General features: G+C 67.2%; 19 protein-coding genes and 1 tRNA gene. 9 read left to right on the top strand and 11 right to left on the bottom strand.

The window, feature by feature from the left end:
* Window positions 1-89 precede the first annotated feature (89 nt).
* The 5 genes from recQ to PV764_RS06535 all read left to right on the top strand — a co-directional run bounded on the left by recQ (window position 90) and on the right by PV764_RS06535 (window position 5,977).
* A complete protein-coding gene (recQ, locus tag PV764_RS06515; protein WP_019185152.1) occupies window positions 90-1,895 on the top strand; it encodes a DNA helicase RecQ in 1,806 nt (601 codons plus the stop codon).
* 94 nt (window positions 1,896-1,989) lie between these two features.
* The gene (locus PV764_RS06520) at window positions 1,990-2,388 is read left to right on the top strand and encodes a CopL family metal-binding regulatory protein (RefSeq protein WP_046272672.1); all 399 of its coding nucleotides are present in this window, start codon (window positions 1,990-1,992) and stop codon (window positions 2,386-2,388) included.
* A 104-nt stretch (window positions 2,389-2,492) separates the two neighbouring features.
* Window positions 2,493-4,286 carry a copper resistance system multicopper oxidase gene (locus PV764_RS06525; RefSeq protein WP_421116337.1) on the top strand — a complete coding sequence of 598 codons (1,794 nt, stop codon included), beginning with the start codon at window positions 2,493-2,495 and terminating at the stop codon, window positions 4,284-4,286.
* Window positions 4,283-5,365, top strand: a complete 1,083-nt coding sequence (locus tag PV764_RS06530) for a copper resistance protein B (protein ID WP_341986514.1) — start codon at window positions 4,283-4,285, stop codon at window positions 5,363-5,365. Before PV764_RS06525 ends, PV764_RS06530 begins: the two co-directional genes overlap by 4 nt.
* 99 nt (window positions 5,366-5,464) lie before the next feature.
* The gene (locus PV764_RS06535) at window positions 5,465-5,977 is read left to right on the top strand and encodes a GNAT family N-acetyltransferase (protein ID WP_421116338.1); all 513 of its coding nucleotides are present in this window, start codon (window positions 5,465-5,467) and stop codon (window positions 5,975-5,977) included.
* Between the two features lie 18 nt (window positions 5,978-5,995).
* Here PV764_RS06535 and PV764_RS06540 read toward each other — a convergent pair whose 3' ends face one another.
* Window positions 5,996-6,292, bottom strand: a complete 297-nt coding sequence (locus tag PV764_RS06540) for a zf-TFIIB domain-containing protein (protein ID WP_019185157.1) — start codon at window positions 6,290-6,292, stop codon at window positions 5,996-5,998.
* Window positions 6,293-6,443: 151 nt separating this feature from the next.
* Between PV764_RS06540 and PV764_RS06545 the strand changes: the two genes are divergently transcribed.
* The 3 genes from PV764_RS06545 to PV764_RS06555 all read left to right on the top strand — a co-directional run bounded on the left by PV764_RS06545 (window position 6,444) and on the right by PV764_RS06555 (window position 8,504).
* Window positions 6,444-7,208 carry a CPBP family intramembrane glutamic endopeptidase gene (locus PV764_RS06545; protein ID WP_399619400.1) on the top strand — a complete coding sequence of 255 codons (765 nt, stop codon included), beginning with the start codon at window positions 6,444-6,446 and terminating at the stop codon, window positions 7,206-7,208.
* 122 nt (window positions 7,209-7,330) lie between these two features.
* Entirely contained in the window at window positions 7,331-7,729 is a 399-nt protein-coding gene (locus PV764_RS06550) for a response regulator (RefSeq protein WP_019185159.1), read from the top strand.
* A gap of 109 nt (window positions 7,730-7,838) precedes the next feature.
* On the top strand, window positions 7,839-8,504 hold the full coding sequence (locus PV764_RS06555) for a DUF3011 domain-containing protein (RefSeq protein ID WP_019185160.1): 666 nt from the start codon (window positions 7,839-7,841) through the stop codon (window positions 8,502-8,504).
* 21 nt (window positions 8,505-8,525) lie between these two features.
* On the opposite strand, the gene PV764_RS06560 is transcribed toward PV764_RS06555, so the two are convergent.
* Window positions 8,526-9,194, bottom strand: coding sequence for a lysozyme inhibitor LprI family protein (locus PV764_RS06560; RefSeq protein WP_019185161.1), 669 nt, complete (start codon window positions 9,192-9,194; stop codon window positions 8,526-8,528).
* Window positions 9,195-9,471: 277 nt separating this feature from the next.
* On the opposite strand from PV764_RS06560, the gene PV764_RS06565 reads away from it, so the two are divergent.
* Window positions 9,472-10,947 (top strand): S41 family peptidase, encoded by a 1,476-nt coding sequence (locus tag PV764_RS06565; RefSeq protein ID WP_421116339.1) that lies wholly within the window; start codon window positions 9,472-9,474, stop codon window positions 10,945-10,947.
* 27 nt (window positions 10,948-10,974) lie between these two features.
* Here PV764_RS06565 and PV764_RS06570 read toward each other — a convergent pair whose 3' ends face one another.
* From PV764_RS06570 to tolR, 9 genes are all read right to left on the bottom strand, one after another.
* Window positions 10,975-11,589 carry a DUF922 domain-containing Zn-dependent protease gene (locus PV764_RS06570; protein WP_341986519.1) on the bottom strand — a complete coding sequence of 205 codons (615 nt, stop codon included), beginning with the start codon at window positions 11,587-11,589 and terminating at the stop codon, window positions 10,975-10,977.
* Window positions 11,590-11,674: 85 nt separating this feature from the next.
* Window positions 11,675-11,750, bottom strand: a tRNA-Lys gene (locus PV764_RS06575).
* 72 nt (window positions 11,751-11,822) lie between these two features.
* Window positions 11,823-12,488: a 7-cyano-7-deazaguanine synthase QueC gene (queC, locus tag PV764_RS06580; RefSeq protein ID WP_019185214.1), complete on the bottom strand. Its 666-nt coding sequence runs from the start codon at window positions 12,486-12,488 to the stop codon at window positions 11,823-11,825.
* 74 nt (window positions 12,489-12,562) lie between these two features.
* Window positions 12,563-13,261, bottom strand: coding sequence for a 7-carboxy-7-deazaguanine synthase QueE (queE, locus tag PV764_RS06585; protein ID WP_046272627.1), 699 nt, complete (start codon window positions 13,259-13,261; stop codon window positions 12,563-12,565).
* 132 nt (window positions 13,262-13,393) lie between these two features.
* Window positions 13,394-14,200 carry a tol-pal system protein YbgF gene (gene ybgF / locus PV764_RS06590; RefSeq protein ID WP_046272626.1) on the bottom strand — a complete coding sequence of 269 codons (807 nt, stop codon included), beginning with the start codon at window positions 14,198-14,200 and terminating at the stop codon, window positions 13,394-13,396.
* A gap of 3 nt (window positions 14,201-14,203) precedes the next feature.
* Window positions 14,204-14,719, bottom strand: a complete 516-nt coding sequence (pal, locus tag PV764_RS06595) for a peptidoglycan-associated lipoprotein Pal (protein WP_019185217.1) — start codon at window positions 14,717-14,719, stop codon at window positions 14,204-14,206.
* Window positions 14,720-14,783: 64 nt separating this feature from the next.
* Window positions 14,784-16,103, bottom strand: coding sequence for a Tol-Pal system beta propeller repeat protein TolB (gene tolB / locus PV764_RS06600; protein WP_046272625.1), 1,320 nt, complete (start codon window positions 16,101-16,103; stop codon window positions 14,784-14,786).
* A gap of 216 nt (window positions 16,104-16,319) precedes the next feature.
* Window positions 16,320-17,381 (bottom strand): cell envelope integrity protein TolA, encoded by a 1,062-nt coding sequence (gene tolA / locus PV764_RS06605; RefSeq protein WP_019185219.1) that lies wholly within the window; start codon window positions 17,379-17,381, stop codon window positions 16,320-16,322.
* A complete protein-coding gene (tolR, locus tag PV764_RS06610; protein WP_019185220.1) occupies window positions 17,371-17,799 on the bottom strand; it encodes a protein TolR in 429 nt (142 codons plus the stop codon). Before tolR ends, tolA begins: the two co-directional genes overlap by 11 nt.
* Window positions 17,800-17,819 lie beyond the last annotated feature (20 nt).

Below are 17,819 nucleotides of genomic sequence, written 5' to 3' on the forward strand. Positions count from 1 at the left end.
GGGCTGCCTGGTCGAAGGGTGTCCCGCTTACGTTCACATCCGGAATGGGATGACCCGCCTCGGGGCGCCCAGCCCTGTAAACTACGGCGATGTCTTCCCGCCCCGCGCACGACCTGCTCAGCCGCATCTTTGGTTACGACGAATTCCGCGGTCCGCAGCAGGCGATCGTCGAGCATGTCGCCGCCGGCAATGACGCGCTCGTCCTCATGCCCACCGGCGGCGGCAAATCGCTCTGCTACCAGGTCCCCTCCCTGCTCCGCGACGGCACCGGCATCGTCATTTCGCCGCTGATCGCCCTCATGCAGGACCAGGTCGAAGCCCTGCGCCAGCTCGGCGTCCGCGCCGAATACCTCAACTCCACCCTCGACGGCGAAACCAGTGCCCGCGTCGAACGCGAACTGCTCGCCGGCGAACTGGACATGCTCTACGTCGCGCCCGAGCGCCTGCTCACCGGTCGCTTCCTGTCGCTGCTCTCGCGCAGCCGGATCGCCCTGTTCGCCATCGACGAAGCCCACTGCGTCTCCCAGTGGGGCCACGACTTCCGCCCCGAATACCGCCAGCTCACCGTCCTGCACGAACGCTGGCCCGACGTGCCGCGCATCGCGCTGACCGCCACCGCCGATCCGCCCACCCAGCGCGAGATCGCCGAACGCCTGGACCTCACCAACGCCCAGCACTTCGTCAGCTCCTTCGACCGGCCCAACATCCGCTACACCGTCGTCCAGAAGGACAACGCCAAAAGGCAGCTGCTGGACTTCCTCAAGGTCCACCGCGGGGCCGCCGGCATCGTCTACTGCATGTCGCGGCGCAAGGTCGAGGAAACCGCCGAGTTCCTGTGCAAGGAGGGCATGAACGCCCTGCCCTACCACGCCGGCCTGCCGCCCGAGGTCCGCGCCGCCAACCAGCGTCGCTTCCTGCGCGAGGATGGCATCGTCATGTGCGCCACCATCGCCTTCGGCATGGGCATCGACAAACCGGACGTGCGCTTCGTCGCGCATACCGACCTGCCCAAATCGATGGAAGGCTATTACCAGGAAACCGGCCGCGCCGGTCGCGATGGCGAGCCCGCCGAGGCCTGGCTCTGCTACGGCCTGGGCGACGTGGTGCTGCTCAAACAGATGATCGAGCAGTCCGAGGCGGGCGAAGAACGCAAAGCGCTGGAACGCTCCAAACTGGACCACCTGCTCGGCTACTGCGAATCCATGCAGTGCCGCCGCCAGGTCCTGCTGGCCGGGTTCGGCGAGACCTACCCGCAGCCCTGCGGCAACTGCGACAACTGCCTGCTGCCGCCCGATGCCTGGGATGCCAGCGTCGCCGCCCAGAAGGCATTGAGCTGCGTCTACCGCAGTGGCCAGCGCTTCGGCGTGGGCCATCTGATCGACATCCTGCGCGGGGGCGAGAACGAGAAGGTCCGCCAGTTCGGGCATACCGAACTGAGCACCTATGGCATCGGCAAGGATCTGGACGCGCGTACCTGGCGCAGCGTGTTCCGCCAGCTGGTCGCCTCCAGCCTGCTCGAGGTGGACAGCAGCGCCTACGGCGGGCTGCGCCTGACCGATGGCAGCCGCGAGGTGCTCAAGGGCCAGCGCAAGGTCATGATGCGCCGCGAGACGCCCAAGGCGGCCCGCGAGCGCGATCGCAGCGGCCAGCGCACCGGCCTGTCGGTGCTGCCGCAGGACCTGGCGCTGTTCAATGCGCTGCGGGGCCTGCGCGCCGAACTCGCGCGCGAGCAGAACGTGCCGGCCTTCGTGATCTTCCACGACAGCACCCTGCGCAACATTGCCGAACAGCGCCCCACCAGCGTCGATGCGCTGGGCCGGGTCGGGGGCATCGGTGGCACCAAGCTGGCCCGTTACGGCGACCGCCTGGTCGAGATCGTGCGCGAGGAAGGCTGATGCGCCGGGGCGGCCAGACAGACCTTGCTCCAGAGTTGAACCGCGTGTTCAGCCATAGGTGCGACCGTGCGGATTTGGCAGTAAGGTGAGCCCCATGTCCGCCAGTGGCCTGCTCCTGCGAGTCGTCCTGATGCTCAGCCTGTTGCTCAACGGGCTGAACGTGGCCATGGCCGGCCCGATGGCGCTCGCCCTGGCCGAGCCGGCCACCGCAAGCCGTGCCGCACCGCCCTGCCATGGTGATGCACCGGCGGCCGCCCTCCCGCATGACCACCACGCCATGCCCGGTGCCGCCAGCGGAGTGCAGGCGCCTCACGATGGCGACCACTGCAAGATCAAGGACTGCCTGCGCAGCTGCGCGCAGCAACCCAGCCTGACCGCCCAGGTCGCCTGGCTGGCCACGCCCCCGCCGCTGTCGCTGGCCCCGCTGCCGGCCGCGCATCCGTCGCAACCGACACCGCCGCTGGACCGCATCACCCGCCCTCCGATCGCCTGATCCGCAGCGCTCTGCGAGCGCCTGCCTGATGCCCTGCCCGCATGGCCCCGCCTGCGGGCGTTGCCGGCACCCCGCGTGCCATTCGAATCGGATCCGGAGTTGCAATGTCTTTCCTTAAAACACCCGGCACGGGCACCCCGCCCATGCCGTCACGCCGCCTGTTCGTGCAGGGCGTGGCTGCCGGCGGCGTGGTCGCCGGTCTGGCCGCCACCGGCCTGAGCCCACGCGCCTTCGCGGCCGCCGGCCCCGGCCTGGCCGGTGCCCCGCAGGTGCTCAGCAGCCATGACGTGCAGCTGAGCATCGGCGAATCGCTGGCCAACTTCACCGGGCGCACCCGCCCGGCGATCACCGTCAACGGCAGCCTGCCGGCGCCGATCCTTCGCTGGCGCGAAGGCCAGACGGTCAACATCCGGGTGGCCAACACGCTGCAGGGGCACCCCACCTCCATCCACTGGCACGGCCTGCTGCTGCCGGCCAACATGGACGGCGTGCCCGGCCTGAGCTTCAACGGCATCGCCCCCGGCGAGGCCTACCAGTACCGCTTCACCCTCAAGCAGTCGGGCACGTACTGGTACCACAGCCATTCGATGTTCCAGGAACAGGCCGGCCTGTACGGCGCGCTGATCATCGACCCGCTCGAGCCGGCGCCGTACCGCTTCGACCGTGAGCACGTGATCGTGCTCTCGGACTGGACCGACATGGACCCTGGCGCGCTGTTCCGGCGCATGAAGAAGCTCGCCGAGTACGACAACTACTACAAGCGCACCCTGCCCGACTTCCTCCGTGATGTGCGCCGGGATGGCTGGGCCGCAGCCACCGCCGACCGCGGCATGTGGGGCCGGATGCGGATGACGCCGACCGACATCTCCGACATCAACGCCCACACCTATACCTACCTGCTCAACGGCACCGCACCGGCGGGCAACTGGACCGGGCTGTTCCGCAGTGGCGAGAAGGTGCTGCTGCGCTTCATCAACGGTGGCTCGATGACCTACTTCGATGTGCGCATCCCCGGCCTGAAAATGACCGTGGTCGCCGCCGATGGCCAGTACATCCACCCGGTCAGCATCGATGAATTCCGCATCGCCCCGGCTGAAACCTTCGACGTGATCGTCGAACCCAGCGGCCAGGACGCGTACACGATCTTCTGCCAGGACATGGGCCGCACCGGTTACGCCGCCGGCACTCTGGCGGTCCGCCACGGCCTGCAGGCGCCGATTCCCGAGCGCGACGCGCGCCCGCTGCTAACCATGAGCGACATGGGACATGACATGGGCCATGCCTCGAACGGGATGGCGGGCCACGACATGAAGGGCATGGAAGGCGGCTGCGGCGCCAGCATGGGCCACGGCACGCACGGCGCCGATCCCAAGGCACCGCGCCACCCGGCCAGCGAAAAAGGCAATCCGCTGGTGGACATGCAGAGCATGGCCACCGACCCAAAGCTCGATGATCCCGGCATCGGCCTGCGCGACAACGGTCGTCACGTGCTGACCTACGGTGCGATGCGCAGCCTGTTCGACGATCCCGATGGCCGCGATCCCGGCCGCGAGGTCGAGCTGCACCTGACCGGCCACATGGAGAAATTCAGCTGGTCCTTCGACGGCATTCCGTTCGCCAGCGCCGAACCGCTGCGCCTGAACTACGGTGAACGCATGCGCATCGTGCTGGTCAACGACACCATGATGCAGCACCCGATCCATCTGCACGGCGTGTGGAGCGATCTGGAAAATGCGGACGGCGAATTCCACCTGCGCAAGCACACCATCGACATGCCACCGGGCACCCGCCGCACGTATCGCGTGCGTGCCGACGCGCTCGGCCGTTGGGCCTACCACTGCCACCTGCTGTACCACATGGAAGCGGGCATGATGCGCGAAGTGAGGATCGAAGAATGAGCCGCTCTCCTTTCATCGCCACATCGGCCTTGAGTACCGCCCTGCTGCTGGCATTGTCGGCACCGGCCTGGGCGCAATCGCATGCCGGCCATGCCACGACGCCGACCGCAACCACGGCCGACACACCACCGGCAGATGGCGGCAACGTCGATCACAGCCAGATGGATCATTCGAAGATGGACCAAGGCAGCACTGATCACAGCCAGATGGATCATTCGAAGATGGACCACGGCAGCGCTGATCACAGCCAGATGGACCATTCGGCGATGGACCACGGCAAGACCGATCACGGCCAGATGGATCATTCGAAGATGGACCATGCCGCGATGGGTCATGGCGTGCCGAAGGCGCCTGCGCCCACCGAACCGCTCGAACCGATTCCGGCGGTGACGGCCGCGGACCGCCTCGCCGCGTTCCCGCCGATCGACCACGGCGCGATGGAGCATGCACCGGAGATCCACAGCATGCTGCTGGTCAACCGCCTCGAACACTGGGACGGTCAGCACGGCACCGGCCAGGCCTGGGAGGCCAGCGGCTGGGTGGGCGGCAACATCAACAGGCTATGGCTGCGCAGCGAAGGCGAGCGCGGTGACGGCCGCACCGAGTCGGCCAATCTCGAGGTGATGTACGGCCGCAGCGTCTCGCCGTGGTGGGACGTGCTGGTCGGCGTGAAGCAGGATTTCCGCCCGGCGGATTCGCGCACGTGGGCGGCGTTCGGCATCCAGGGCCTGGCGCCGTACAAGTTCGAGACCTCGGCCACGGCCTACATCGGCGAAGGCGGACAGTTTGCTGCGACGGTGGAAGTGGAGTACGAGCTGCTGCTGACCAACCGCCTGATCCTGCAGCCGCTGGTGGAAGCCACGTTCTCGGCCAAGGACGAGCCGGCGTACGGCAACGGTTCGGGACTCAACAAGGTCGAGGCCGGGCTGCGCCTGCGCTACGAGTTCAGCCGCCGCTTCGCGCCTTACATCGGTATCAGCCACGAGCGGCTGTTCGGCGATACCGCTGATTACCACGAGGCGGCCGGTGAGCGCGCGCGCGATACCCGCTGGGTGGCGGGCGTACGGGTCTGGTTCTGATCCAGCGGCCGTGACAGGTTCCGGGTACCAAGGTGCCCGGAACCCCTGCCGCCTGCGCCGATGCCGTAAGCTGCCGGCCCCAGCTGCCTGCCCTGCGCCATGACGTTGATCCTCCGCCGTGCCACCGTTGCCGATGCCGGCGCGCTGTCGGCGATCGCCATCGCCACCTACGCCGAGACCTTTGGCGATTCGTACTCGCCGCAGGATCTGCGCGATTTTCTGGACAGCCACTACGCGGTCGAGCCACAACGCCGCGAGCTCGCCGACCCACGCAATGCGGCGTGGCTGCTGGAAGACGGCGCACGTGTGGTGGGCTATCTCGCAGCAGGGCCGAACGGTCTGCCGCATGCCGATGCCGCCGAGGGCGATATCGAACTCAAACGTCTCTACCTGCTCGCCAGCCACCAGGGCGGTGGTCACGGCGCGCGCCTGATGGACGCGTTCCTGGCGTGGCTCGATCAACCGCAGCGGCGCACGCTGTGGGTCGGCGTATGGTCGGAAAATCTAGGTGCGCAGCGCTTCTATGCGCGCTATGGCTGCAGCAAGGTCGGCGAATACGATTTTCCGGTCGGCGACAGTGTCGACCGGGAATTCATCCTGCGCCGCGCCTGAGCACGGCACAGGCGCCTGTCAGAAGTCGAACAGGTCCGACAGGAAGCTTTCTTTTTTCTTCTTGCGGTAGCCGTGCTGGTCGCCGTACTGCTGCTGGCCCAGATGGCGGGTGTCACGGTGCTGCACGGCGGCCGGCGGCGGCGGAGCAGCCGCGCGTACCGGAGCCGGTGCTGCGGCACCGGCCGAGCGCTCGATGATCTTGTCCAGCTCGCCACGGTCCAGCCACACGCCACGGCACTGCGGGCAGTAATCGATCTCGATGCCCTGGCGCTCGGACATCTGCAGCGCTTGGGTCTTGCATACGGGGCATTGCATGGGCAGTTATCCAAGGGGCAAAGCCGCACTCTAGCCGGTCCCACCTGACCGTGGTGCAACGCGGCCATGACCGATGGCCCCCGACCAATGCCCCATGCTGCCCGGCCTGTCCTCGCCAACAATCCACGCATCCCTGGATATGGAGCGTCCCATGCCGTCCTTCCGCCTGCCCACCTGGCTGGCCGCCTGCGTGGTCGTGCTGACCCTGGCCATCTCGATCAACCTGCGCGACATAGCCGCGTGGCTGGGCGCACCGATCCCGAAACTGCCGATTCCCTATGGCGGCGCCATCCTCGACAACGGCCTGGGCGTGCTGCTGGTGCTGCTCGTGGCCGCGCTGCTGGTGCGGCCGGGGCAGCGCCTGCATGCGCTGCTCGGGTTGCGCTGGAATGGCTGGCAGGGGCCGGCCCTGGCGCTGCTGGCGACGCTGCCGTGCTGGCTGGGTCTGTGGTGGCTGGGGGGATTCAATCCGACCCAGGATGTTCTCGCCCTGCTGATGCTCGGCGTGCTGTTTCCACTCGCCGAAGAGATCATCTTCCGCGGTTTCGGTTTCATCTTCGCGCACCGTCAGCAGCGTTGGCCGTGGCTGGCTGCTGCGCTGGTCCAGGCCGTGATCTTCGGCGCCATCCACTGGTGGTCGTTCGGCGGTGGCGGCGGCATGGCCCTGCAGGTGTTCGCCATCACCGGCATCGGTGGGCTGGTGTTCGCCTGGCTCAATACTCTGGACGATTACACCCTGTGGAGCGGGCTGGCCCTGCATGTCTCGCTCAACCTGGCCTGGAACGTGTTCGTGATCACCGAGGCCACGGCCGTCGGTTGGCCGGCTACCGTGCTGCGCCTGTCAGCAGCAGGACTGGCGGTGGCGCTGGTCTGGGTCTGGCACCGCCGCAGGCCCCGGTCCCTCACATCGGCATGAGCCACTCGAAGGCAGGCCACGCGGGGGGTTTACCCGGCATTTCGGTGCCGTCCACGGCCTCCTCACCGGCGGCCCGCGATACTTGCGCGCCCCTGTCCGGGGGTAAGCAGGAACCACGCTCCATGTTGTTGTCCAAGCACCATCCCGAACCCCGCGTGCTGTTGATCGAAGACACCGAAGACACCCGCGAACTGAGCCGCATGGCACTGGAAAGCCAGGCCTGCGAAGTCGTTGCGGTCAGTTCGGCGGAAGCCGCGCTGGGGCTGCTCCAGGCCGGCGAGCGCTTCGATCTGGTGTTCACCGATGTCTGCCTGGGCGCGGTCAGCGGCATCGAGGCCGCCCATCGGGTCAAGCAGGAACGGCCCGGGCTGCCGGTGCTGGTCACCTCGGGCCTGGAGCCTTCCGTCGTGGTGCCGCAGCTCGGCCCTGGCATGCATTTCCTGCCCAAGCCGTACAGCATGAGCGAACTGCTCGACGCGATCCGGGCCTGTTTCCAGCAACCGCTGGCCGCCTGCGCCTGAGGCGGCTGATCGGTTTGAACGGCGGGTGATCTTCATCCGGATTTCATGCCCGCGTGCCCATCGTCGGCGTCAGTGAAACGCGCTTCTTTTCCCTGCCGGAATCGACGTCATGCTTTTTCGTACGCTGCTGGCCACGCCCCTGCTGTTGCTGCTTCCGTTCGAGAACGCGCGTGCGGATGATTTCGTCACCTGCGAGAGCCGCGACAACCGCTATCAATCCTGCACCCTGCCCCGCGCCGGCTACGTCACCCTGGACCGCAAGCTGTCCGGTGCGGACTGCCGGCAAGGCCGCACCTGGGACTACGACCGCCGCGAGGTCTGGGTGGATGATGGCTGCCGGGCCTCGTTCCGGGTCCACGGCGGCAGCGACCGTGATGATCGCCACGATGATGACAACCACGACGCCAAGGTCGCCGCCGGCGTGCTGATCGGCGCGGCCATCCTCGGCGCGCTGGCGCACAACGCCAACAAGGATGACGCGCGCTACGACGACGACACCTACCAGGGCGCCCGGCATACGTCCTACGTACCCGGCTGGATGATCGGAGAATTCGAGGGCTACAACCCGACCTTCAATGCCGACATCCGCATGCGCATCGACAGCGATGGCCGGATGAGCGCGCAGACCCGCGGCCAGACGTTGAATGGCTGGATCAACGGCGGCCAGCTCAACGTCGGCAGCAGCGTGTTCGATATCAGCCAGAGCCGCGACGGGTTCGTCACCACCGAGGTCGGCGACCGGCAGAACGAGGTGCGCTACCGCCGCGTGCGCTGAGCCACGCGGCGGTGGCCGGCATCACCGGGCGATCTGGCACTGCAGCGTGGTGCCGTAGAAGTCCAGGGTGGTCTGGTCGTCGTGGATACGCAGGTCGACGCCCTCCCGGCCCCAGCGGCCGCCATTGTTCTCGTCCTTGCTCACGGGCATCGGGAAGACGATCGCCTGATCGTTGCCCCAGCTGACCACGGCCGCGGTCGGGTCGATGTCGTTGTAGAACACCGCCGTCACCGGCTTGCTGTTGTCGTCGCAGCGGTACTCGACCTTCGCCGGCACCTGGATGCCGCCGCCGTTGATGGTCAGCTCGACCAGACGGGTCTGATAGGACTCGACCAGGCAGCGCTTGGGATCCACCGCGCGCGAACAGGCATCGCGCCCTTTGATCCAGCCACGCTGTTCGGCCGCGATGTCCAGCTCGTCCGGACTGGTCTGCACACGCTTGTAGAGCGCGGCCAGCTGACGGTCCAGCGCGGCCAGCCGGGGGTCGACGCACACCAGTTTCTCGGCCTCGGACTGTGCCTTGGCGCAATCGAACGACGGGGACTGGGTCGCGGCAGCGGCAGGGTCGGCAGGCTTGGCCGCGGTGGGGGCCTCGGCGGTGGCCGACGGGCCCGCCTGATCGGCGGATTCAGGCTTGGAGCACGCCGCGAGCGCAAGCGCCCCCAGGCTCAGCAGGACGACACGTTTCATGGCACCTCCAACAGCAATCAGCTCAAAGACGGCCTATTGTGCGCGATCGCATGCGTAGCGGGTGTATGCGGCGCCTCCTCCAGCCGACACGGTCCGCCGGGCGCAAGGATCGGCCCGTGGCGTCCTTCCCTGCAATGCTCATGGCGCTTCTCCGCCTCGACGTGCAGGTGTGCGCAGGGCACCGCTGCCACTACCTGCGAGGCGTCCCCTTGACTAAGATCGAGGGTGGACAGTCACGCGGAAGCCGGATGTGCCGGCCCGACTCAGGGAGGATGTGATGGCAACCATGCGATGGATGGCAGGCCTGTTGGCGGCGGTGGGCACGCTCTCGGCCAGTGGCGTGAGCGCGGCCGCGGCAGTGGATCGGGATGCCTGGCGGGCAGATTACGCGGTGCTCAAAGCAGCATTGCAGAGCGACTACGCACACCTGGCCTGGATGGCCTCGCCCGAGAGCGGCGTCGATCTGCCGACCCTTGATGCCCGGGCACAGCGCGACCTCGCCGAGGCACGCAATGACGCCCAGGCCACCCAGGCGCTGCGCAGTTTTCTGGCCGGCTTCCATGATGGCCACCTAGCGCTGCTCGACCGGCTGGATGCAGGCGGCACGTCCCAGCCACCACGGGCTGTCGATCCGCGCACGCTGGGCCCGAGTGCCGGTTGCGCCGCGCTCGGGGTCGCCGATGAAGGCCGGCAGGACTTCAGCCTTCCGCTGGAAACACTGCCCGGCTACACCCCCTTGGACGGCCAGGCCGACCCTGCGCTGCGCGCCGGCATCCTCGCGTTGCCCGAGGGACGCAAGGTGGGCGTGCTTCGGCTGCACGAGTTCGATGCGCTGCGCTATCCCGGTCTATGCCACGCGCTGTGGCCACAGCTGCGCCATGCCGATTCCATCGGCGACATGCGCAGCGTGCTGGTGAACGGCTGGGTGGCCATGATCGCCGGCAGCCTGCGCCGGTTCCAGCACGATGGCGTCGATGCCGTGCTGGTCGATGTCGGCGACAACCCGGGCGGGGATGACAGTGGCGACACGCTTGCGCGGTTGTTCACCCCGCGGCCGGTCACGTCGGCCACGCTGCTGGTCAGTCAGTCCGCCGCAGGCAAGCCCTATCTCGACGAACAGTACGAGCGACTCGACGATGCCCTGCGCCGCCATCATCCGGCCGCCACCGCCCGCCGCCTGCTGACGGCGGAGCGCGCCAGCTTCGATGCTTCGCGGCGTGCACTGAGCCTTCCAGCCTGTGACCTGTCCTGGGTGTGGCAGACCCAGCAGCCATGGAACGGCGGCCAGTGCCGCCGCCTGGTCGCGGCAGGCACCTCCGGTGGCCCGCTGCCAAGCCAGGCGGTGGATACGCTGGACGATTTCCTGATCGCCCACCGTCTCGACTGGGCACAGGACCTGCGCGCCCACTGGGGTGCGTGGGACGGGCCGGTCTACGTCATCACCAATGGCAAGACCGTGTCCTCGGCGGAGATGTTTGCCGCGCGCATGCAGGACAACCGCATCGCGCGCATCGTCGGCATCGGTAGTGGTGGCTACGGCTGCGGTTTCATGAGCGGCGCCCCATCGCGCGAGCTGCCCCACTCACACCTGCGCATGCGTATTCCGGACTGTGTCCGGTTGCGCGCCGACGGCACCGATGAAGTGGCGGGCATCGCGCCCGATCTACCGATCACGCCCCGCGCTGGCGAAGGGGCACGCGCACGCGCGCAACGACTGCTGGAGACCGTTGCCGAGGACATCACGCGGCACTGAGCCGCTCACTGCAGTGCCTCCTGCGCGCTAGAGACGCGCGCCCTGCGTGGCACCATGCTCGGTGGTCTCGTCGTACTGTTTGTCGCGCGCGGCGTATTCATCGAGAACCGCTTTCCCGATGCGGTTGAGTTCCTCACCGAGCTGCGGGCAGCGCATCCCGCCGCCGACGGCGGCGAATCGTCGCTGGATGTCCTCGGCAGCCTGATCGGCATGCGCTGCATGGCCGTCTTCATGTACCCGCAGCGCCTGGCTGTAGCGCGCCCATTCCTGTTGCAGCGAGGCGGGCGCCGTGTCCGCGCCGGTCCAGCGCGGCAGCACCATGGTGGCCCTCACCTCCATGCGCACTTTGCCGAGCCTGCAACCTGCACCTCGTGGGGCATAGTCGAAGTTCCACCCCACGTACCAGTCCACGTGGCCGTGATGGCGCACGCCGTCCTTGCCGACGGGCCCGTGCGCGTTCAGTGAGGCGCGCAGTTCCTGCAGGGTGTCGCCCTGCACGTCGTAGTAGGTGATCGTCAGATCCTGCGCGGCGCCCGCATCCAGGGCAATCAGCGCAAGGACCAGTGCAGTGCCACGCAGCAGCGCGTGGGGACGGAAGGTAGACCGGGGATGTGGGAGCTGGTTGTTCACGACGCGTTCCATGCAGAAGGACGGGGCTTGATGCGATCCGGGCCGAACGGGAGGCATGAAAAAGGCGACCTCGCGGTCGCCTTGATCATGGATGCAATGGTGGGCCGTGATGGATTCGAACCATCGACCAAAAGATTAAAAGTCTTCTGCTCTACCAACTGAGCTAACGGCCCATTGCATCCCCGACATGACGCCGGGGGTGCGCATTCTAACGCATCTTCGCGCTCATGCGTACCCGTCCGGCATCACACGTAGTGGGTGGGATCCGGTACGCCGGCATCCGTGAAACCCTGCGCACGCAGGCGGCAGGCGTCGCAGTGCCCGCAGGCGCGGCCCTGGTCGTCGGCGTTGTAGCAGGACACGGTCAGGCCGAAGTCCACACCGAGGCGAACGCCTTCACGCACGATGTCGGCCTTGCTCAGGAACTGCAGCGGCGCGTGGACCTGGATGCCCGCCCCTTCCACACCCGCCTTGGTCGCCAGGTTGGCCAGCGCCTGGAAGGCCTGGATGAACTCAGGGCGGCAATCGGGGTAGCCGGAGTAATCCACGGCGTTGACGCCACAGAAGATGTCGTTGGCGCCCAGCACTTCGGCCCAGCCCAGCGCGACGGACAGCATGATGGTGTTGCGGGCCGGCACGTAGGTGACCGGGATGCCCTCACCGCCCGCTTCGGGGACGTCGATATCATCGGTCAGGGCCGAGCCGCCGATGCTGCGCAGGTCGACGTTGACGGTTTTGTGGGCCACCGCGCCCAGCGCGCTGGCGACCGCCGCGGCGGCATCGAGTTCGGAGGTGTGGCGCTGCCCGTAGCGCACGCTCAGGGCGTGGACGGCGAAACCCTGCTCGCGGGCGATGGCGACGACGGCGGCGGAGTCCATGCCGCCGGACAGGAGGACGACTGCTTTCTTCATGGGGTGTTTCCGGTGGTTTGCAGGGAACCAGCACGCTGTCCCGCGCCGGGTACATCAGGGAATGCCGAGGCGGCTTACCGGCCCGGCTCGTCATTCCACAGAAGCTTGTGCAGCTGCATCTGGAAGCGCACCGGCAGGCGGTCGGCGACGATCCAGTCGGCCAGCTCGCGCGGGCTGACCTCGCTCTTGCTCGGCGAGAACAACACCATGCTGCGCTCGTTGAGGCGATGCTCTCGGACCATGCCGCGGGCCCATTCGTAATCTTCGCGGCTGCACAGGACGAACTTGATCTGGTCGCGCTTGGTCAGCAGCGGCAGGTTCTCCAGGCGGTTGCGGGCCATTTCGCCGGAGCCGGGGGTCTTCAGATCGACCACCCGCGATACGCGCGGATCGACGGCGCTGACATCCAGCGCACCGGAGGTTTCCAGCGAGACGTCCAGGCCGGCATCGCAGAGCTTCTCCAGCAGCACCAGGCAGCGCTTCTGCGCCAGCGGCTCGCCACCGGTCACGCAGACGTGGTGCACGCCCTGGGCCAGCACCTCTTCCACGATCGCGTCGATGTCCCACCAGGTGCCGCCATGGAAGGCGTAGGCGGTATCGCAGTACGTGCAGCGCAGCGGGCAGCCGGTCAGGCGCACGAACACGGTCGGCCAGCCGGCGGTATCGGCTTCGCCCTGCAGGGACAGGAAGATCTCGGTGATCTTCAGTCGCGGCAGCGGGGACTGCACGATCTCACTGGGGAGTGCGGCGGCAGCGGACAGGGTCGTGGTCATGGCGGTGATTCTTGGGGGACGGCTTCGGAAACGACAACAGCCGGGCATGGCCCGGCACGGAAGACCGGGCAATGCCCGGTTGGCGATCAATCATTATACCGGGCCCGGCCGCCTCAGCGGCCCGGGGCGGGTTCAGCGGATCTGCTGACCCAGCCGGATCGACTGTAGACGGTCCTGCGCGGTGCGCGCGGCGTCGGAGCCGGGGTACGTGGACACGACCTGCTCCAAGGTCGCCTGGGCCTGGTCGACCTTGCCTTCGCCATACTGCGACAGGCCGATCTTGAGCAGGCCACCGGACGCCTTGTCATGGGTCGGGTAACGCGAGATGAGGTCGCGGAACTGCGCCTCAGCCAGCGGGAAATTGCGGGTGGCGTAATAGCTTTCACCCAACCAGTACAGCGCGTTGGGGGTATAGACACCGTTGGGGTACAGCTCGAGGAAGCTCATGAACAGCTGCGCTGAGTCGTCGTACTTGCCGGCCTTGAGCGAATCGAAGGCGACATTGTAGGCCGTGCGCTCGTCGCCACTGGCAGCCAGGCTGCCGGCATCGCCGTGCACGGAGGGCGGCCGCTCGGAAGCGGCCGTTGCCGGTTTCGGGGGTGCAGCGGGGGCAGTCGCGGCTGCGGCCGGGGCGGCGGGAAGCACGGGGGCTCCACCTTCCAGGCGGTTCAGGCGGCTGTCCAGGTCCAGGTACTGGTCCTTGCCGGTCTGCTTGAGCTGCTCATTGTCGTGCTGCAGCTGCTCGACCTGCGACTGCAGGGCCTGCAACTGGGTACGCAGCTGGTTCAGCTGGTTGAGCATGTCCATGTTGGACTGGTTGTTGTTCGCCTGCTGCTCAAGCGCGCCGACGCGGTCGGCCAGACTCTGGCGCTGCGCATTGGCCGGTGCGGCAGCCACGAGGGCTGCCGCAACGATCATCGATAGAAATCGAAAGCGCATCTATTACTGAGCCGTGTACACGATCTCGACGCGACGGTTCTGCGACCAGCAGGACTCGCCCGACTCGGTGCAGACCGGACGCTCTTCACCGTAGGACACGACGGTCAGCTGCGAAGCCGAACCACCGTTGGCCTGCAGTGCCGAGGACACGCCGTTGCCACGACGCTCGCCCAGGGCCTGGTTGTACGCGCGCGAACCGCGCTCGTCGGTGTGGCCCTGCAGGGTCATGCGCGAGGACGGACGGTCACGCAGGTACTTGGCGTGGCAAGCCATGATGGCCTGGAATTCCGGCTTCACGTCTTCCTTGTCCAGGTCGAAGTACACCACGCGCTGGCGCAGGCAGGAGTCGGTATCCAGATCGCCCGGGCCGTACAGGCCGGAGGTGGACGGGCCGGTCGGAGCGGTGGTGCTGCCGGTATCGACCGGGGCAACAGGCGCTTCCTTGACCTTCTTGGAACAACCGGCCAGGGCGGCCACGGACAACAGGGAGACAAGCAGAACGCGGGTGGTCTTGTTCATGGCGATACCTTTGAGGCTCCTAAAGCCGGATGAGGGATGAATACGGCGAAATCTTAACACTCTGTTAGCGCTTTGTACGGTATGGCGACCAAGAAGGCTCACGAACATCACCGTCGGCCAGAACCAGCCGCTGGCGCACGCGCGCATCGGCCGAAACGGCATACAACACTCCACGACCACCCTCGCGGGCGGCGTACAACACCATGCTCGCGTTGGGCGCAAAGCTCGGCGATTCATCCAGCGACCCTGGCGACAGCGTGTTCCAGCGGGCCGAGCCCGTGCTGCTGTCCATCATCGCGATCTTGTAGGTGTTGCCACTGCCCTGGGCGACCACCAGCTTCTTGCCGTCGTAGGACAGGCTCGGGGTGGCGTTGTAGTTGCCCTGGAAGGTCACGCGCGAAGCGCTGCCGCCGCTGGAGGCCACCTGGTAGATCTGCGGGCGGCCACCACGGTCGGAGGTGAAGTAGACGCTGCTGCCGTCCGGGCTCCAGGTCGGCTCGGTATCGATGGCGAAGTGGTTGGTCAGCTGGGTCAGCTGCTTGCTGCCCAGGTCCATCACGTAGATCTCCGGGTTGCCGCTGCGCGACAGCGACAGGGCCAGGCGACGGCCGTCCGGGGAGAACGAGGGGGCGCTGTTGATGCCGCGGAAGCTGGTGACCAGCTCACGGGCGCCACTGGAGATGTTCTGGATGTAGATCGCCGAGTTGCCGCGTTCGAAGCTGACGTAGGCCAGCTTGTTGCCGTCCGGGCTCCAGCTGGGCGAGAGCAGCGGCTCGGCCGAGCGCACGATGGTCTGCGGGTTGAAGCCGTCCGAATCGGCCACCATCAGCGCATAGCGCATGGCATCGCCCTTGCCGCTGGCGGTGACATAGGCGATGCGGGTCCAGAAGGCGCCGCGGACACCGGTGATCTTTTCGTAGATGGCATCGGCCATCTGGTGGGCGACATCGCGCATGGCGTTGCCACGGGCGGTCATCGCCAGGCCGAGCAGGCGCTCACCCTTGGGCACGTCGTAGAGCTCGTACTCCACGCGGTAGGCACCGGCACCGGCGTCCATGACCCGGCCGACGACGATGTAGTTCTGCTTCAGCGCGCGCCAGGTGGCGAACTGGATCTCGCTGCCACGGGTCGGTTTTTCGACGATCTGGGCTTCCGGCAGGTTGCGGAACTGGCCGGAACGGTCCAGATCGGCGCGTACCACGGCGGCCACGTCGGTCTGCGGGGCACCGGCCGAACCCTGGTAGGGCATCGGGACGACGGTGATCGGCGTGGCGGAGGCATTGCCGCCAATGATGTCGATATCCAGCCCCTTCTGCTGCGCCATGGCAGCAAAGGGCAACAACAGGGCCGCAACAACGGCAAGCCAGCGAGGCATTTTTTTCATGGAGCGCTCAATAGGGGGGAAACCAGAACGAGGGATAACAGGACCGCGGTGAACAGTTTCGCAATCATGAACCAAGGCAGTGTGAATTCCGAGTCACCGAGCGCACAAATCTCACGGCCCGTTAACCAACCGGCCGGATTCGGCGCGCTCCGCCCCCCAACTTGGCCATGAGCCCCTGTACAGCGTGTCGGCGGACCATCACCGGACCGCCCGGGATCAATCCTGGGCGGTGAAGGTGAAGTTGATCGTGCGCGCGAACACCGATTCGAAACCGCGGTACGGCAACGGCTGGGCATTCAATACGGCGGCCTCGATCGAGCGGCGGCCGGCCTCGTCGAACGGGCAGCTGCCGCTGACCTTGGCCTGGATGACCTGCCCGCCCGGAATCTGGGTGATCGAGACCTGGCAGCGCTGGCCCAATGGCACCGAATCCGGACGCGTCCACTGCGCGGAGACCTTCTGCTGGATCGCGGCGGCGTACTTGGCGCTCAGATCGTCGCTGGTCCCGCCCGCACCGGCCGCCGGTTTGGCGGCACCGGTGGCACCGGCGGTGGAGGCCGAGGCATTGGCGGCACGCGCGGCGGTGACCTGGCGCAGCTTCTGCTCGGCCAGCTTGGCTTCGTTCTCGGCCTGGGCGCGCTTGCGGCGGATCTCGGCCAGCTTCTTGTCGCGCTCGGCCTCGGCCTTGGCGTCGTTGGCCTTCTGTTCCTGCTCGGCCAGCTTCTTCTTCAGCTCGGCCTCTTCCTGCTGCTTGGCCAGGCGCAGCTTCTGCTCGGCCTGTTCCTGGCGCTTGCGCTCGGTCAGATCGATCTGTTCCTGGCGGCGCTTGGCTTCCTGCTCCTGTTTGGCCTTTTCAGCCGAGATCGCCAGCGCGTTGACCGCTTCCTGGTCGACCGTGTCCGGCTGGGCGATGCGCTCCTGCGCCTGCGACTGCTGCGGCGTCGGCGCGTCCTGCGGGCGCGGCTCGGGCAACGGCTGCGGCGGCGGCACGGTGTCTTCGGGAATGGGCTCGGGCTCGGCGACCGGTTCGGGCAGGTCCGGCAGCGTCTCGGAGGCGCGCAGGGCCTGGCGCGCGGCCGAGGCTTCGGAGGCGGACAGCTGCAGGCTGGCCTCGATGGCCGGATCGCCGGCGGCCGCTTCGGTGGTGCGTTGCGGCGACCACAACCAGGCGGCGATGAAGATCAGGGCCAGCAGCAGGTGCACGCCGAGCGCCAGCGCGATCGGCAGACCCCACTTCTCTTCAGGCTGACGCTGCGGTGGCAGGGCTTCAGCGTGCATCGGTCGCCAGGCCCACCTTTTCCACGTTGGCGCGCTTGATCACGTCCATGGCCGCGACCACCTTCTCATAGGCCACGGCCTTGTCGGCGGCAACGATCACGCGCAGGTTCTTGTCCTGCGAGGAAAGCGCGGACAGCTGGGCCTGCAGGCGGGCGGCATCCATCGGTTCCGGATCCTTGGCCTCGGGCAGCTTCAGGCTGAGCTGGCCATCCAGGCGGACGGAGACGATCACCGGATCCTGCTTGCTCTCCAGCGCCTTGGCCTGGGAGGTCGGCAGATCCACTTCAAAGCTCAGCGTGAGCAGCGGCGCGGTCACCATGAAGATGATGAGCAGCACCAGCATGACGTCGATGTAGGGCACGACGTTGATTTCGGATTTGAGCTTTCGGCGCTTGCGGCGGCCAATGGCTGCGGTCATGGCAGGACTCCTGTGCTGGG

Origin of the sequence: Stenotrophomonas sp. AS1, assembly GCF_048957655.1 — a bacterium.
Taxonomy (GTDB): Bacteria; Pseudomonadota; Gammaproteobacteria; order Xanthomonadales; family Xanthomonadaceae; genus Stenotrophomonas; species Stenotrophomonas bentonitica_A.

Excerpts from the sequence above, each read along its gene's own strand:
- recQ (WP_019185152.1), top strand. The coding sequence starts at position 90 with ATGTCTTCCCGCCCCGCGCACGACCTGCTCAGCCGCATCTTTGGTTAC.
- PV764_RS06520 (WP_046272672.1), top strand. The coding sequence starts at position 1,990 with ATGTCCGCCAGTGGCCTGCTCCTGCGAGTCGTCCTGATGCTCAGCCTG.
- PV764_RS06525 (WP_421116337.1), top strand. The coding sequence starts at position 2,493 with ATGTCTTTCCTTAAAACACCCGGCACGGGCACCCCGCCCATGCCGTCA.
- PV764_RS06530 (WP_341986514.1), top strand. The coding sequence starts at position 4,283 with ATGAGCCGCTCTCCTTTCATCGCCACATCGGCCTTGAGTACCGCCCTG.
- PV764_RS06535 (WP_421116338.1), top strand. The coding sequence starts at position 5,465 with ATGACGTTGATCCTCCGCCGTGCCACCGTTGCCGATGCCGGCGCGCTG.
- PV764_RS06540 (WP_019185157.1), bottom strand. The coding sequence starts at position 6,292 with ATGCAATGCCCCGTATGCAAGACCCAAGCGCTGCAGATGTCCGAGCGC.
- PV764_RS06545 (WP_399619400.1), top strand. The coding sequence starts at position 6,444 with ATGCCGTCCTTCCGCCTGCCCACCTGGCTGGCCGCCTGCGTGGTCGTG.
- PV764_RS06550 (WP_019185159.1), top strand. The coding sequence starts at position 7,331 with ATGTTGTTGTCCAAGCACCATCCCGAACCCCGCGTGCTGTTGATCGAA.
- PV764_RS06555 (WP_019185160.1), top strand. The coding sequence starts at position 7,839 with ATGCTTTTTCGTACGCTGCTGGCCACGCCCCTGCTGTTGCTGCTTCCG.
- PV764_RS06560 (WP_019185161.1), bottom strand. The coding sequence starts at position 9,194 with ATGAAACGTGTCGTCCTGCTGAGCCTGGGGGCGCTTGCGCTCGCGGCG.
- PV764_RS06565 (WP_421116339.1), top strand. The coding sequence starts at position 9,472 with ATGGCAACCATGCGATGGATGGCAGGCCTGTTGGCGGCGGTGGGCACG.
- PV764_RS06570 (WP_341986519.1), bottom strand. The coding sequence starts at position 11,589 with ATGGAACGCGTCGTGAACAACCAGCTCCCACATCCCCGGTCTACCTTC.
- queC (WP_019185214.1), bottom strand. The coding sequence starts at position 12,488 with ATGAAGAAAGCAGTCGTCCTCCTGTCCGGCGGCATGGACTCCGCCGCC.
- queE (WP_046272627.1), bottom strand. The coding sequence starts at position 13,261 with ATGACCACGACCCTGTCCGCTGCCGCCGCACTCCCCAGTGAGATCGTG.
- ybgF (WP_046272626.1), bottom strand. The coding sequence starts at position 14,200 with ATGCGCTTTCGATTTCTATCGATGATCGTTGCGGCAGCCCTCGTGGCT.
- pal (WP_019185217.1), bottom strand. The coding sequence starts at position 14,719 with ATGAACAAGACCACCCGCGTTCTGCTTGTCTCCCTGTTGTCCGTGGCC.
- tolB (WP_046272625.1), bottom strand. The coding sequence starts at position 16,103 with ATGAAAAAAATGCCTCGCTGGCTTGCCGTTGTTGCGGCCCTGTTGTTG.
- tolA (WP_019185219.1), bottom strand. The coding sequence starts at position 17,381 with ATGCACGCTGAAGCCCTGCCACCGCAGCGTCAGCCTGAAGAGAAGTGG.
- tolR (WP_019185220.1), bottom strand. The coding sequence starts at position 17,799 with ATGACCGCAGCCATTGGCCGCCGCAAGCGCCGAAAGCTCAAATCCGAA.